The sequence below is a fragment of the Roseomonas sp. F4 genome, assembly GCF_053891155.1.
On the sequence record NZ_JBSSHK010000006.1, the window covers coordinates 465,830 to 480,561 of the forward strand.

At 66.7% G+C, this 14,732-nt stretch carries 17 protein-coding genes; 6 read left to right on the top strand and 11 right to left on the bottom strand.

Translation table 11 applies throughout. The annotated features are described in order from the left end of the window. Positions 1–63 precede the first annotated feature (63 nt). From ACVFYP_RS25255 to ACVFYP_RS25305, 11 genes are all read right to left on the bottom strand, one after another. On the bottom strand, positions 64–759 hold the full coding sequence (locus ACVFYP_RS25255; RefSeq protein ID WP_168049725.1) for a thioredoxin domain-containing protein: 696 nt from the start codon (positions 757–759) through the stop codon (positions 64–66). Continuing rightward, on the bottom strand, positions 756–1,262 hold the full coding sequence (lspA, locus tag ACVFYP_RS25260; RefSeq protein ID WP_230411006.1) for a signal peptidase II: 507 nt from the start codon (positions 1,260–1,262) through the stop codon (positions 756–758). Before lspA ends, ACVFYP_RS25255 begins: the two co-directional genes overlap by 4 nt. Continuing rightward, on the bottom strand, positions 1,262–1,984 hold the full coding sequence (locus ACVFYP_RS25265) for a cytochrome c biogenesis CcdA family protein (protein ID WP_499202984.1): 723 nt from the start codon (positions 1,982–1,984) through the stop codon (positions 1,262–1,264). Before ACVFYP_RS25265 ends, lspA begins: the two co-directional genes overlap by 1 nt. Further along, positions 1,974–3,569 carry an apolipoprotein N-acyltransferase gene (gene lnt / locus ACVFYP_RS25270; RefSeq protein ID WP_499202985.1) on the bottom strand — a complete coding sequence of 532 codons (1,596 nt, stop codon included), beginning with the start codon at positions 3,567–3,569 and terminating at the stop codon, positions 1,974–1,976. The genes ACVFYP_RS25265 and lnt overlap by 11 nt, the downstream gene beginning before the upstream one ends. Further along, positions 3,566–3,736: a hypothetical protein gene (locus ACVFYP_RS25275; RefSeq protein ID WP_216879209.1), complete on the bottom strand. Its 171-nt coding sequence runs from the start codon at positions 3,734–3,736 to the stop codon at positions 3,566–3,568. The genes lnt and ACVFYP_RS25275 overlap by 4 nt, the downstream gene beginning before the upstream one ends. After that, positions 3,733–4,200: a copper chaperone PCu(A)C gene (locus tag ACVFYP_RS25280; protein WP_168049728.1), complete on the bottom strand. Its 468-nt coding sequence runs from the start codon at positions 4,198–4,200 to the stop codon at positions 3,733–3,735. Before ACVFYP_RS25280 ends, ACVFYP_RS25275 begins: the two co-directional genes overlap by 4 nt. Beyond that, positions 4,197–4,490, bottom strand: coding sequence for a TFIIB-type zinc ribbon-containing protein (locus ACVFYP_RS25285; RefSeq protein ID WP_168049729.1), 294 nt, complete (start codon positions 4,488–4,490; stop codon positions 4,197–4,199). Before ACVFYP_RS25285 ends, ACVFYP_RS25280 begins: the two co-directional genes overlap by 4 nt. Positions 4,491–4,502: 12 nt before the next feature. Further along, positions 4,503–5,426 carry a cation diffusion facilitator family transporter gene (locus ACVFYP_RS25290; protein WP_168049730.1) on the bottom strand — a complete coding sequence of 308 codons (924 nt, stop codon included), beginning with the start codon at positions 5,424–5,426 and terminating at the stop codon, positions 4,503–4,505. 12 nt (positions 5,427–5,438) lie between these two features. After that, complete coding sequence (locus tag ACVFYP_RS25295) at positions 5,439–7,655, bottom strand: heavy metal translocating P-type ATPase (RefSeq protein ID WP_171970238.1); 2,217 nt, start codon at positions 7,653–7,655, stop codon at positions 5,439–5,441. 129 nt (positions 7,656–7,784) lie between these two features. Then, complete coding sequence (locus ACVFYP_RS25300) at positions 7,785–8,237, bottom strand: DUF411 domain-containing protein (protein WP_168049732.1); 453 nt, start codon at positions 8,235–8,237, stop codon at positions 7,785–7,787. Positions 8,238–8,520: 283 nt separating this feature from the next. Then, complete coding sequence (locus tag ACVFYP_RS25305; protein ID WP_168049733.1) at positions 8,521–9,858, bottom strand: Nramp family divalent metal transporter; 1,338 nt, start codon at positions 9,856–9,858, stop codon at positions 8,521–8,523. An 82-nt stretch (positions 9,859–9,940) separates the two neighbouring features. Here ACVFYP_RS25305 and mntR point away from each other — a divergent pair, with 82 nt between their 5' ends. The 6 genes from mntR (at position 9,941) to ACVFYP_RS25335 (ending at position 14,732) form a co-directional block, all read left to right on the top strand. Then, positions 9,941–10,393: a manganese-binding transcriptional regulator MntR gene (mntR, locus tag ACVFYP_RS25310; protein WP_168049734.1), complete on the top strand. Its 453-nt coding sequence runs from the start codon at positions 9,941–9,943 to the stop codon at positions 10,391–10,393. Beyond that, complete coding sequence (locus tag ACVFYP_RS25315; protein WP_168049735.1) at positions 10,390–10,863, top strand: MerR family transcriptional regulator; 474 nt, start codon at positions 10,390–10,392, stop codon at positions 10,861–10,863. The genes mntR and ACVFYP_RS25315 overlap by 4 nt, the downstream gene beginning before the upstream one ends. A 225-nt stretch (positions 10,864–11,088) precedes the next feature. Next, complete coding sequence (locus ACVFYP_RS25320) at positions 11,089–11,496, top strand: hypothetical protein (protein ID WP_168049736.1); 408 nt, start codon at positions 11,089–11,091, stop codon at positions 11,494–11,496. 131 nt (positions 11,497–11,627) lie between these two features. Further along, positions 11,628–12,179: a cupredoxin domain-containing protein gene (locus ACVFYP_RS25325; RefSeq protein ID WP_456305470.1), complete on the top strand. Its 552-nt coding sequence runs from the start codon at positions 11,628–11,630 to the stop codon at positions 12,177–12,179. Between the two features lie 16 nt (positions 12,180–12,195). Next, positions 12,196–14,007 (top strand): copper resistance system multicopper oxidase, encoded by a 1,812-nt coding sequence (locus tag ACVFYP_RS25330; protein ID WP_168049737.1) that lies wholly within the window; start codon positions 12,196–12,198, stop codon positions 14,005–14,007. Continuing rightward, on the top strand, positions 14,007–14,732 hold the full coding sequence (locus ACVFYP_RS25335) for a copper resistance protein B (protein ID WP_168049738.1): 726 nt from the start codon (positions 14,007–14,009) through the stop codon (positions 14,730–14,732). The genes ACVFYP_RS25330 and ACVFYP_RS25335 overlap by 1 nt, the downstream gene beginning before the upstream one ends.

Here is a 14,732-nt window from a genome sequence, read left to right on the forward strand (position 1 = left end):
AACGCAGTCCCATAGTGCGACAGGATGTGCCGCAGGGTAGCCATACGCGCAACCCTGCGCGCCTCATAGGCGCGGAAGCACTCTGGGAGCCGGAGCAGGGACCGCCCCTGGCGGCAGAAGCGGTTGCACCAGCTGCGCGAAACGTTCGAAGGTCAGCACACCGCGCTGTACCTGGCCGCCGATGACGAAGGAAGGCGTTGCGCTGATGCTGAACTCCCGTTCGGCTTGCAGCCGGGATGCGATGATGGGGTCGGAGAAGCCGCGGTCGGTCCAACAGGCTTCCAGGCGAGCGGGAGAAAGACCCGCCAAACCAGCCGTACGGCGCAGCCAGCCGCGAGCATCTGGGCTGTGCGCCCAAGCCTCCTTGTTGGTGTAGAGCACGGAGAGCAGGGCCTCGAACCGCTCCGGCCCCGCGCAGTGGACAAGCGCGGCGGCATCGACCGCCACGCGGTCGAGCGGGAAGTCCCTCAGCACGAAGCGCACCAGCCCAGGATCCACATAGGCAGCCTTGATGCGGGGAAAATGCTGGGTGTGAAAATTGGCGCAGTTGCCGCAGGTCAGCGAGTGGAACTCGATCACCGTCACAGGAGCGTCCTCCCGCCCGATCGCGCGCTCGCTAGGCAGTGGGCGCGGGGTCTCCGGGCCAGGCTCGGTGACCGCGAAGGGTGGGGCTGCCGCTTGCTGTCCCAAGGCAGGGGCGGACAGGACCAGGACGCCCAGGCCGGTCAGGGTGCCGCGGCGCGAAAGATCTTTGCTCATTGGATTTTGCTCCCAGTATTTTGAAAGGCGGTGGTGTTCTCGGCCGATGCGGGACGCAGGCCGGCAAGGATGAGCAGGGCGACACCGCAGACGATTGCAACATCGGCCATGTTGAAGGTGGGCCAGTGCCAGCCCGCGTAATGCGCGTCGAGGAAGTCAACGACGGCCCCGATGCGCAGCCGGTCGACGGCATTGCCAAGGGCGCCGCCGATGATGAGGCCGAGCGCCAGGGCCTCCACTCTTGATGTCCTGCGCCAGAGCCAGCGCAGCAGAACACCTGTGATGGCGAGGGTGACCAGCACCAGCACCCAGGCGGCGCCGGCTGCACTGTCGGCGAACATGCCGAAGGTCACGCCGGTGTTGAAGCCGAGGCGCAGGTTCAGCACGGGCAGCACCGTGATGCCCTCACTATAGGGTGGCCAAAGGGCGCCGAGCGCCCAGGCTTTGGTGGCCTGGTCCACCGCACCGGCGGCCAGCGCCGCCATAATTCCGATCAAGCGCATCAGCCAAGCCTCAGCAGGAAGGGAAATGTCTGGACGAACCAGCCCGCGATGCTGGTCATTTCGCCCAGCATCATCAGCACGCCCATCGCAGCCATGACGAAGCCAGAGGCGACTTGCGCTCCGCGGCCGAAGCCACGCCATTGCCGCAACGTCGCCGCGGCCGCAGGCAGGTAGAAGGCGACCAGCAGGAAGGGCACGCCCAGGCCCAACGAGTAGGCCAGCAGCAGCGGTGCCCCTGCGCCATCACCCTGGATAGCCGCGACCGCCAGCACTGCACCGAGGACAGGGCCAATGCAGGGCGTCCAGGCAAAGCCGAAGGAGACGCCGAGCAGCGCCGCGCCGCCGGGCGTGCCGCCGGCTGCGAAGGCGGGCAGCCGCACGTCCCGTAGCAGCCAGGAGGGGCGCAGCGCACCGATCTGCACCAGGCCAAAGGCCAGGACCAGTGCCCCGCCGGCGACCTGGAACTCCAGGCTCCAGCGCCGCAGCCATTGCGACAGCGCCGAGGCACCGAGCCCGAGCAGCACGAAGACCAGGGAAAAGCCTAGGACAAAGCTGGCACCCAGCAGCATGGCGCGGCTTCGTGGCGGCGCATCCCGCACGCCAGTGCCGCAGGCGTAGGCCACCCAGCCCGGAACCAGCGGCAGCACGCAGGGCGACAGAAAGGAGACCAGGCCGCCGCCGAACGCCAGGAGCAGGCCGAGGGCCGAGAATTCAAGCGTCATGCGGCTCGCCTCCCCTGCGGGTCGCGGCTAAGCCTGCCAGCCCTGTGAACAGGACCGCCAGCAGCGGCCAGTCTCCGAAGCTTGCGTAGGGCGTTTGGCTCGGCAACGCTCCAGGTAGCGCCACGTCCAGTACGCCCCGCGTGCCGAGTGCCAACTGCTGCCGCACCCGCCCGTAGGCATCGGTGACGAAGGAAACCCCGCCATTCGCAACGCGCACCATCGGTAATCCAAGTTCCACCGCGCGCATCCTGGCCGCAAGCGCATGCTGATGCGGCCCCCAGGAGCGGCCGAACCAGGCGTCGTTGGTGAGGGTCAGAATCCAACCCGCGTCGCGTGCTGTTCCACCGCCACCACCAGGAAAGATTGCCTCGTAGCAGATCAGCGTCATGGCGGCGGGCAAGCCGGGAACCAGCAATGGCGCCGGGTCCGTGCCCGGCGAGAAATCCACTGCGCCATCCGTCAGCTTCGGCACCCCCGGTAGCCACGCGCGGAAGGGCACGTATTCGCCAAAGGGCACCAGCCGCATCTTGTCGTAGGCCGACAGGATCCGGGCCGTGCCATCGAGGACCAACACGCTGTTCCGCATCGAGGTCTGCCCAGCGACGTCCAGCCCGCGCTGCACCCCGCCGGTCACGAGGGCGCCCCGCGGCGGCACCACAGCGGCGATTGCCGCGCGAACGGCAGGCTCCTCTGCGATCAGGTAGGGAACTGCCGTCTCGGGCCAAATTAGATGCGTCGGTTCTGCGCCCGATGCTCCCGGCACGCGGCTGAGAGCAAGAAGATCCGCGAGGATGCGAGCCCTTTCCGAGGGCGCCCACTTGAGGGACTGCGCCACGTCGGGCTGCACCAGGCGCAGCCGAACATCCGGCAGGTCCGGTGGCGGCGGCACCGCGAGCCTTGCCGCGCCGCCGGCCCACAGCAGCGCGACGCAGCAGGCTGCGAGTCCGAACGGCCAGACCCGCCGAGCGGAAAGCGCGAAAGCCGGCAGCGCCGCGAGGAGGATGGTCGCCAGACCGAGGCCATGAATTCCAATGAAGGCGGCAAGCTGAAGGGGCGCGTCGGCGAACCCCCAGACGTGCCCTGCGAGATTCCATGGAAAGCCGGTCAGGACCGTCCCGCGCAGCCATTCACCCGCCGTCCAGCAGATCGTGAATGCGATGAGAAGACGCGGACCGCGCCCCGAACCCGCCACGTATCGCGCAGCCGCGAGCGATAAGGCGGGAAACAAGGCCAGACCCGCCGACAACGCCACGAGTGCTGGAACGGCAAGCGCACCGAAGGTCTCGGCATCCACAGCGAATGCCTCGGTGATCCAGCCAAGCCCGACTGCGAAGTTGCCGATGCCGAACAGCCATCCAAGAAGGAAGGCGCCTTGGACCGAGCGCGTCCGCTCCAGCAGCAGAAACAACCCGCCGAAGCCGAGAAGGAAGGCCGGCAGAAGGTACAGCGGCGCGAAAGCGAGCGGCGTCATAGCCCCGAGAGCAAGTGCGGCCGCACTCGACCGCACCCCAAGCCGGAGCGGCGTCAAGGTCGAATTGCCCACCGATGCGGTGCCGGCTGCTGCGACCAGCGGGCCGGCCTTCATCTTTGCTCCGTCGCACGCGCCTTCCGCGCCTCCGCCTGTTCGTCCATCCGCGCTATGGTGATGGCGAAGAACACGGCTACGAGGGTGAAGAGCACGGCAAGGATGGCGCGCGACCGGCGCTTTTGGGCACGGATGCGGAGGGCATCGGGCGACGTGTCATCGTTCAATGGTCATGACCTCGAAGTTCAACAGGTACGTCGCCGGCCTGCGCAAACCTAAGGAACACCCGGATCATGTTGCCCGACCCGAGAGGCTGACGCAGTCCATTCAGCGCAAGGTATGGCCCGCCGGGTTCCAGTGTGAGAGTTCCGCCAGGAAGAATGGGAAGCCCCTCGGCTGGGGGACGGAATGCGCCGGCTGAGATCGGATCGCGCTCCAGCACGCGTGTTGTCTCGACGTCGGGCGACCAGGCGGAGACCAAAAGATCCGCTGTCGCGCCGACATTGCGGACGATGAAAAATCCCTGACTTTCGCGAGCTTCAGGCGGCACGGCTCGCGCCCACGCGCCGCTGACGACGACCGGTCCTCCCTGTCCATCCTGCGCCTCGGCCGAGCGCGACGAGATCGCCCGCCAAGCCAAGGCAATCGCCATCACCAGCCAGCGGCGTTGGGGTTCATGCAGGTCCTTCAATCGAACATCTCCTGCAACCAAGACTTTCGGCGCCCATGTAGGGCTTGCTTTCCATGGCCCCCGTGCTCCTCGCGGTGGCCGCCTTCCGGCCGCCATCCACTTGCGTTCGGCCTGGTCCAGGCTGAACTTGGCGCGGCAGGCGCGGCCTCCGCACGCTCGATGATCTTGTCCAGCTCGCCGCGGTCTAGCCACACGCCTCGGCAGCTCGGGCAGTAGTCGATCTCAATGCCGGCGCGGTCGCTCATTGTCAGCACGGTGCCACAGCGTGGGCAGTCGAAAGGAACGGTCATGCGGTGAGATCCTCAGTGTTTGCCGGCGACAAGGGCGCCAGGTGGATCAACCTGCGTGGTGACGTGGTCGATAGCATAGCGTTCGCGCAGCCGTGACGCGACCAGCGCCGGCAGCGCCAGCGGATCGGCACCGGCCTCCGGGACGACATGGACCGTGGCCACGCTGCTCTCGTCGGTCAGCGTCCAGGCATGGAAGTGTCCGGCCTCGGCAATGCCGGGAAGAGTGGCAAGATCGGCCTCGGCGGCGCGGGCATCCAGGCCGCGTGGTACGGCCTGTAACAGAACGCGGATCGATTCAGACACCAGCCCCCATGCGGAACGCACCACGAGCACGGCGACCAGGACCGACAGGATCGGGTCAAGCAGGGTCCAACCGGTCAGCATGATGCCGATGGCGGCGCCAATCGCGCCTACCGAGCCTAGCAGGTCGCCCAACACATGCAGCATCGCACCGCGCAGGTTGCTGTCACCCTGGTCGCCGCGGCGCAGAATCAGGGCGCCGATGATATTGATGGCGAGACCGATGGCCGCGACCACCAGCATGGGTCCGGCCAGGACTTCCGATGGCTCACGCAGACGCGACACGGCCTCCCAGGCGATCCAGGCGACCAGCAGCAGCAGGGAGGCGCCGTTGGCCAATGCGGCCAGCACCCGGAGCCGGTGGAAGCCATAGGTCCGTACCGCATCCGGCGCCCTTGCCGCGACACGATAGGCGATCAGCGCCAGCAGCAGGGCCGCCGCGTCGGACACCATGTGACCAGCATCAGCGATCAGCGCCAAGGACCCTGAGAGCCAGCCGCCGACGGCCTGCACTGCGGCGTAGCCGGCAGTCATGATGAGGACGGTGCGGATCCGCCGCTCGCTGCCTGCCGTCACCCGCGCGCCGTGCGCGGGCCCAGCATGGTTGTGCGGCGCATGGTCATGTCCCTCGGACATCAGGTCCCCCTATCAAGCCTGGGGCCGCCAGCGCAGCAGGCGCAGGGCGTTGAGGGTTACAAGCACCGTGGCCCCAGTGTCAGCCAGGATCGCGGGCCAGAGGCCGGTCAGGCCGATCAGCGTCGTCACCAGGAACACGCCCTTCAGCCCGACCGCCACTGCCACGTTCTGCTTCACGTTGGCCATGGTCGCCCGCGAGAGGGAGACCAGTTCCGCCACGCCGGTCACACGATCCTTCAGCACTGCGGCATCCGCCGATTCCAGCGCCACGTCGGTGCCGCCGCCCATCGCCACGCCGACAGAAGCCGCCGCCAGCGCTGGCGCATCGTTGATGCCGTCGCCGACCATCACGACCGGGCCACCCTCCATCAGGCGGCCGATCTCCCGCAGCTTGTCATCCGGGAGCAGTTCCGCCTTCACGTCCAGACCGAGCGAGACGGCGATGGCCTCGCCGGTCCGGCGGTTATCGCCAGTCAGCATCACCGACCGCACGCCGAGGGTTGAGAGCGCTGCGATGCCCTCCTTCGCATCGACGCGTGGCTCATCGCGCAGCGCGATCAATCCGAGCGTGGTGCCGTCTGCCAGCACCACGGCGACCGTCTTGCCCTGGGACTCCAGCCGCGCCAGCCTCATCTCAAGGATGCCAAGTTGCGCGCCTGCCTCGCGCGCATGGCGCGGGCTGCCGACGCTAATGCGGCGCCCGCCGATCATGGCCGTGACCGCCTTGCCGGGGATGGCAGCGAGATCGGTTGCTGTCGGCAGGGTAAGGCTCCGCGCCGAGGCCTCGGCCAGGACCGCCTTGGCCAGCGGATGCGCCGAGCCCTGCTCGACGGAAGCCGCCAGTTCAAGGACCTGCTGCTCCATCTGGCCGGGCGCCGGAAGGATCTCGGTCACGCGCGGGTGACCCTCGGTGAGCGTGCCGGTCTTGTCGAAGGCCACCGTCCGGGCGGCACCGATGGCTTCCAGGGCAGCACCACCCTTCACCAGCAACCCGCGCCTGGCGCCGGCCGAGAGACCGGAGGCCATGGCGGCCGGTACCGAGATCACAAGCGCGCAGGGGCAGGCGATCAGCAGGACCGCGAGGCCGCGATAGACGCTGGTGCCCCAATCCCAGCCGAACAGGAAGGGCGGCAACAGGATTACCAGCGCCGATACAATCATCGCCCCGGGCGTCCACCACTCGGAGAAGCGCTCGATGAATCGCTGGGTCGGCGCCCGAGACGCGGCCGCTTCCTCCACCATGCGAATGATACGGGCGATGGTGTTATCGGAGGCCGCGCGCGTCACGCGGACGCGCAGCACGCCATCTGCGTTGATCGATCCCGCGATCACCGCCTCGCCCAGCCCGCGTGCCACCGGGATGCTTTCCCCGGTCACCGGGCTTTCATCCAGGGCTGAGGTGCCTTCCTCGATGGTGCCGTCGCAGGGCACCCGGTCGCCTGGCCGGATCAGCACCAAGTCGCCGATCGCCAGCCTGTCAGCGGGCAGTTGCTCGGTGGTGCCATCTGGCCGCACGCGTAGCGCCACGCGCGGCATAAGGTCGGCCAAAGCGCGGATGCCGGCACGGGCACGGCCGGCGGCAACGTTTTCCAGCAACTCGCCGATCGCGAAGAGCAGCACGACGACCGCGGCCTCCTCCGCCGCGCCAATCACCACGGCGCCTATGGCCGCGGTGCACATCAGCGTCTCGATGCTGAAGGGGCTGCCGACACGGGCCAGCGCGATGGCGCGCCGGCCAAAGGGAAACAGCGCCACGGCGGTGGCGACGAGGAAGAGCGGATAGGTCAGCTGCTCAGGCAGAACCAGCGATAGCGCATAGGCGCCAAGAACCAGCGCGCCGAGCAGCCAGACCAGCTTTGCCTTGCCGGTCGCCCACCAAGACTTCGTGGCGTCGACAGGATCTTCATGGTCGGTGTGGCTGTGGCCATGTGCCGCGGGCTTCGCTGAGGCAGACTCGTGGCTATGGCCATCCTCGTGATCATGATCGTGTGGATGGTCAGGGCCACAGGTGGGCGCCGCACCGCCTGGGCCTGCCGCCGTCGCGGCGCCATCGAGCCGCTTCGTCGAATAGCCGAGTGCCGCAACCTGCGCCTCGACGGCCTCAGGCCGGCCGGCCGTATCGAGGTCGAGCGTCAATCGCTCGGCCATGAGGTTGACCTCGACACCCGAGACCCCCGGAAGCCGTTCCACGGCTTTGGTGACCTTGGCAACGCAGGAGGCGCAATCCATGCCCTCCACCCGCCAGGTCTGTCTTGTTACAGCGCCCATGACATCCGTCCGATCGTACAGGCGGTAGGTATGGGACCTCTAGTGGCTAGAGGTTCAAGCCCCTTCTTATCGGCCAGCTCAAGTCGGGGTTCACCCGTTGAAGCGCATGAAAGGCCGGTGTGGGCCGGTGCCGAAGGCGATCACGTCGTAGCTGTCAGCCGGTGCGCCGGGCACTTCCATGCCGGGCGAGCCAACCGGCATCTCCGGCACAGCGAGGCCACGAACGCCCGCGGGGCGCTCTGCCAGCAGCCGGCGGATGGCAGCCGCGGGCACATGGCCTTCGAGCGCGAAGCCTTCGACCTCGCCCGCGTGGCAGGACAGGAGGTCGGCCGGCGTCCCAAGGCGGCGCCGCACTGGGGCGACCGACTGCACCACCTGGTCCGCCACGGTAAAGCCCTCAGCGCGCAAATGCGCGATCCAGCCCGAACAGCAGCCGCAATTCGGGTCGCGCCATACGCCGATCTGCGTGGCGCGCTGGGCAAGTACGGGCATCGGCAGCGCAACAAGTGTGGCGGTGGCGAGGAGAGAGCGGCGTGACGTCATGGGTGTTCCTCATCTCGGCCGGACGGGCGGTGACACTAAGCTGGCGACATAAGCCGGTTTGCCCCGGTGGGAAGGTCAAGCGGAACCGGTGCCATGGCTCGTTGCCAACGGGAGCGATTAGCGGGCAGCACCAATATAGCCTCACATTGCATCGCTGACGCGGCCCGTTGGGCCTCTGTACCGGCGTTGCGGGCGCCCTTGGGCAAGTGGAGCCGGCTACAGCATAGATCGCGCCAGCAGACCTGGATGCGGTGCAACCGCCGCCGGACGCGCGGGACCTGCCTTAATCCCCAAGCCCTGCGTCAAACAAAAGCTTCATGTTCAGCCCGACTATCACCGCCGCCGTCGCCCAGCCAAGCGCGATCTGCCAAGCCGGTGCCGTGAAGACACCCATGCGGTTGCGGTCCTGCGCGAACAGCATCAGCGGGATCACCGCGAAGGGCAGCTGGATCGACAGGATAACCTGGCTGAGGATCAGCAGCTGCGCGGTGCCGGACGCTCCATACATCCAGGTGACGATCACAGCGGGGATGATGGCGATCAGCCGCGTCACCAGCCGCCGCAACACCGGGGGCAAGCGGAACCGCAGGAAGCCCTCCATCACCACCTGCCCCGCCAGGGTGGCGGTGACGGTGGCGTTAAGTCCGCACAGCAGCAGCGCCACGCCGAAGGCGGTGGCCGCGATGCCTGCGCCCAATAGCGGCGTCAGCAGCTGGTAGGCCTCACCAATTTCCGCCACCTCGGTATTGCCGCTTGCGTGGAACGTGGCGGCTGCGGTGATTAGGATCGCCGAATTGATCAGCAGCGCCAGGGTCAGCGCCAGAGTGCTGTCGATGGTGGCGAACTTGATTGCCTCCCGCTTGCCCGCTTCATCGAAGTTCCAGGACCGCGACTGCACCACGGCGGTATGCAGGTACAGGTTGTGCGGCATCACGGTGGCCCCGAGGATGCCCATGGCGATGTAGAGCTGCGTCTGGTTAGTCACGATCGAGACGGCAGGGATATAGCCGTTCAGCACCGCCGCCCAGTCCGGGTCGGACAACACGATCTGGATGCCGAAGCAGCCGACGATCAGCATGATGAAGCCGAAGATCAGCGCTTCCAACCAGCGCACGCCTTTGTTCTGGAGCCACAGGATCAGGAAGGCGTCGAGCGCGGTCAGGAACACGCCGTACAGCAGCGGAATGCCGAACAGCAATTCCAGCGCGATGGCCGTGCCGATCAGCTCGGCGAGGTCGGTGGCGCAGATCGCAATCTCGGCAAACAGCCACAGTGGATAGGCGACCACCTTTGGAAACCGCTCACGGCAGAGCTGGGCGAGGTCGCGGCCGGTGGCGACGCCGATCCGGACGCACAGCGCCTGCAGCAGGATCGCCATCAGCGAGGAGGTCAGTGCGACGGCGAGCAGGGTGTATCCGAAGGCCGATCCGCCGGCGAGCGAGGTCGCCCAGTTGCCCGGGTCCATGTAGCCGACCGCAACCAGGTAGCCTGGACCCATGAAGGCAAAGAGCTTGCGGAGGAACCCGCCTGCGTTTGGCACCGCAACCGAGCGGTGCACCTCCGGCAGGCTTGGCAGCCCGGCGGGTGCGGGCGAGGCGACAACCTCGGATGGCGGGTTCACGCACGGCCTCCAAAACTTAGTGTCTGCTAAATTATAGTGATCGGACTATGGCTGATGTCAAGCGGAGGCGCTAATGTCAGGCATGCCTCGCGCCTCGCCACGTTCCCTCCCGCCCCCGGAAGATCACGCAGCGCGCTTCACGCAGCAGCGCGAAGCCGATCGCTCGGCCATTGCCGAAGACTACGTCGAGCTGATCGCCGACCTCCTTCAGGAGGAAGGCGAGGCGCGTGCCGTGGATATTGCCCGACGCATGGGTGTTGCCCAGGCGACCGTCGCCGCGACGGTCGCGCGGCTGCAGCGCGACGGCCTGGTGGAAACCAAACCGTACCGCGGGCTGTTCCTGACGCCTGCCGGCCAGGCGGTGGCATCCGCTGCCCGGGCGCGACACGAATTGGTCGTCCGCTTCCTGCTGGCGGTGGGGCTCGACCCCGAGACTGCGGAGGCTGATGCCGAGGGGCTTGAGCATCATGCCAGCGAGAAAGCCCTGGCCGCCTTCGCACGCTTTCTCGCCAAGCATGAGGCCGACCCAAAGTGAGCGCGACATTCTCGATCGGCGATCTCGCGCGCGCCACGGGCGTCAAGCCAACCACGATCCGGTGGTACGAGCAGGAGGGGTGGCTGCCGCCGCCAAGTAGGACCGAGGGCGGCCATCGCGCCTATGGCGCCGCGCATCTGCGCCGCCTCGGGTTCATTCGCCACGCCCGAGAACTGGGCTTCGAGAGCGAGGCGATCCGCGCATTGCTCGACCTTGCGGACAGGCCAGACGCAGACTGCGGTCAGGCGCATACGCTTGCGACCGCGCAGATTGGCGAGATCGACGCGCGGCTACGGCGGCTCACGGCTCTGCGCGCGGAACTTCAGCGCATGGCGACGAGTTGCGAGGGCGGCGTGGTTGGAGAGTGTCGGATCATTGAGACCCTTGCAGACTTCGCCCACGGGCACTGTGAGGATCCAACACACGGGACGCGTCGACTCCGAAGACGAGACGCGTCTCACATATTGTGACAACCCCCGCCGCGGACAGCCGCCTCCGCTGGCCCGTAGGGCATCCCTGCTGCGGTCGTCCGCCCGATGCAAGACGCTCACGCGTCGCGGTGCGAACGCAGCGTCGCAATGCGACGTATTGAATATGCTTTGTCGGCAAGCCGATAAACCGCTGCAACGGAGGCATTCCATAAGTGGCCTGTGCCGCACCGCAAGGTGCTCGGCCCACGCAAGGAGAGAGCCACCATGTCCCCGACTTCACCCACTGGATTAGCCCTCGCACTCGTCGCCGGCCTGGCCGTGGCGCCAACCTTGGCGCACGCCAACGGTCAGCCGGTGGTCTCCCTGGAGCCGATGTACCTGGGTCGCCTGCCTGTGCTGATCTACTCCAACCGCGCTTCAATGGTGACCTCGCTACCGGTGCGGCGCGTGACCGGCAGCGGAGAGAACGTTGAGATCGAATACGACACCTCCGCCACACCGAGTCCTGTCGTCAGCTGCGTCAATCCACGCATTGTCGGAACTGGGGAGAACGCCAGCAGCGAGTGCGACGAGGCCGCGACCGCCGCCGCGCCTCACACGATGCCCGACATGGGTGGGGGCCACAATTCGGCACTCTGGAACCTCCAGCGGCTGTCCAATTCGGTCCGCTGACCATCCTCCGGACGTCCCGGTCAGCAATATTTTGTCATGATCGGGACGTGCCCCGTACATGTTGGCAAGGCATCCTCCATGCCGAGGGGTTGTTCCGTCCGCCCCCCGCCCAACCATTCCAGGAGAGACCTGTGATCAAGATGTCCCGTTTGGCTGCCCTGACGTTGCTGGCGGCCGCCGCCGCGACGCCTGCGATTCTCGTTCCAGCCCCTGCGCTCGCCTCGCCAGAAGGTCATGGCAACAACGCCCAGTTGCTCGGCCAGCCAGCCGCGCGCGGCACCGGCCGCGTGGTGCGGATCGAGATGACGGAAAACGCTTACAGCGTGCCACGCATCCAGGTTCGCGCCGGCGAGACGATCCGCTTCGTGGCGGTGAATCGCGGCCAGTTCCTGCATGAGTTCAGCTTTGCGCCGGCTGCCGTCGCGGCCGCGCACCGGCCCGAGATGGCACGCATGTTCGAGCACGGCATGATCACGCCGGAGCGCGTCGTCAGCCTGACGATGACGATGCCGGACGGCACACGCATGGACCACACGGCGCCCAACACGGTGCTCGTGGAGCCGGGCAAGACCGGCGAGATCTCCTGGCGCTTCACGCGCGCCGGCACCATTGAGATCGCCTGCAACATCCCCGGCCACTATGAGAGCGGCATGGCGGCCGAACTCGTCGTGACGCCGCGCTGAACGACGGAGAACGCACATGACCAGCCCGCTTTCCCGTCGTGACTCCCTGAAGCTGGCCGCCGCCGCCGGGATGGCGGGCGTGGTGACCGCCTTCCCAGGCCGCCAGAGCTTCGCCAATGCGCATCGCGTTCAGGATCTGGCGGTGGAGGCTACGCGCATCACCGTTGATGGCACGCAGACCAATGCGCTGACCATCGGCGGCACTGTGCCCGGCCCGGTACTTCGGTGGCGCGAGGGCGAGGAGGTGGTGATCCGGGTCACCAACCGCCTGAGCGAGCCGACCTCCATCCACTGGCACGGGCTGCTGCTCGCCGGCGTCATGGACGGCGCGCCCGGCTTCAACGGCTATGAGGCGATCCAGCCCGGTCAGACCTACACCTACCGCTTCCAGCTCCGGCAGGCCGGCACCTACTGGTACCATAGCCACTCCGCGGCGCAGGAGCAGGCGGGCATGTACGGCGCGATCGTCATTGAGCCGGCGAGACCGGAGCCGGTGCGCGTGACGCGCGACTATGTCGTGTTGCTCTCGGATCATAGCCCGGAAGCGCCGGACGCTATCTTCCGTAATCTCCGGAACCGCGAAGGCTACTACAACCGTGGCCAGCGCACGTTTCTGGATTTCATGCGTGACGTTCGACGTGATGGCTGGAGTGCCACAATGGCCGATCGAAAGGCCTGGGGCGAAATGCGGATGGACCCGACGGACCTAGCCGACGTCACCGGCTACAGCTTCCTGGTCAACGGGCGCGGCCCGCAAGACAACAAGACTTTCCTTTTCACCCCGGGCGAGCGGGTGCGGCTACGCTTCATCAACGGATCAGCCATGTCCATGTATGACGTAGCGATTCCCGACCTGCGGATGACGGTGATCTCGGCGGACGGGTTGCCTGTCATCCCGGTGCCGGTCGACGAGTTCCGCATCGGCGTCGGCGAGACCTACGACGTGGTGGTCAACCCGACGGAGGCGCGAGCCTTCACCATCATGTCGGAGCCGCTCGACCGCAGCGGTTATGCGCGCGCCACGCTGGCACCGCGCGAAGGGATGGAGGCGGCTATTCCGCCACGTCGGCCGAGGACCGTGCTGACCATGGCAGATATGGGCATGGCCCATGGCGGGATGGCGATGGGCGGCTCAGCGATGGCTGGCATGGATCATAGCGGTATGGCGATGGGTGGCTCGGCGATGGCGGGCATGAACCATGGTGGCATGCCGATGAGTGGAAGTGGCACCGGCCCGGCCGCGGCCAACCCTCATGCGGGGCATGTGATGCCCGGCGCGCCGGCGCAAGCCGCAGCCGACCCCCATGCGGGACATGCAATGCCTAGTGCCACTGCCATGGCCGATCCGAACAACCCTTTGGGTTGGGAACAGGCCGGCACACCCGAAGGCAAGCGTGCACTGCGCTACGCCGACCTCCGTAGCACGCGAGCTCGCCCGAACGCGCCGCAGCCTTCACGGGACATCATCCTGCGACTCACCGGCCAGATGGGGCGCTATTCCTGGTCACTGAACGACCGCCGCTTCGGCATGGAGGAGGGAATCCGGGTCCGCGAGGGTGACCGCATTCGCATCCGATTCATGAATGAGACGATGATGGCGCATCCCATGCACCTGCACGGGATGTTCATGGAGATGGAGAACGGCGCAGGCGACCGGCTGCCCTACAAGCATGTTGTGCTCGTCCGCCCGGGTGCCGAAGCCTCCGTTCTGCTCACCGCCGACGAGGTAGGCGACTGGCCGTTCCACTGCCACCTCCTGTACCACATGGAAGCCGGCATGATGACGCGCTTCATCGTCGAGCCGGCTCGCGTGGCGAGCGCCGGTTGATGCGAAATGTTGTCCTTGCTGCCGTCGCGGGTGCCTTTCTGGCGCCCGCTATGCCCGCCCTGGCCCACAGCCATAACGCCATTAACTCAGTGGTCCGCCTCAATAATCTCGACTACGGCGGGTCTTCGCAGGGCGATCGATTCTCATGGGATCTCGATGCCCGGGTTGGAACTTACGATCATCGGCTCCTGTTCCGTACGGAAGGCGAGCAAATCCGTGGTCAGACAGACAAGGCCGAGATCCAACTCTTCTACAACCGACCCATCTCGGAATTCTGGGACGTCAACGTCGGGTGGCGCCGCGACTTCTTCCGGACCAATAGGAACTACGGCGCTTTCGGCTTTTCGGGCATCGCGCCCTACTTCTTTGAGGTCGAGGCAACCGCCTATGTCAGCGAAGAAGGCGTGCTGAGCGGGCGCCTGGAGTCTTCAACCGACTTGCTGATCGCCCGAAGCATCTTCAACGACAACGGACCAGGTCTCTATCTGAAGCCCGCAATCGAGATCAACGCAAGTGCGGGCAATGACCGCGAGTTGGAGATAAGGCGGGGACTGACGGACATGGATCTGTCGCTACAGCTGCGCTACGAATTTACCCCTCAGATCGCGCCCTACGTCCAGGTCGGCTGGGAGCGTCAGTTGGGCGAGACCGCCAATCTGGCACGCGCGAATGGAGAGCGAATTTCCAACAGCTATGCTGTCATTGGCATTCGATCGATGTTCTGA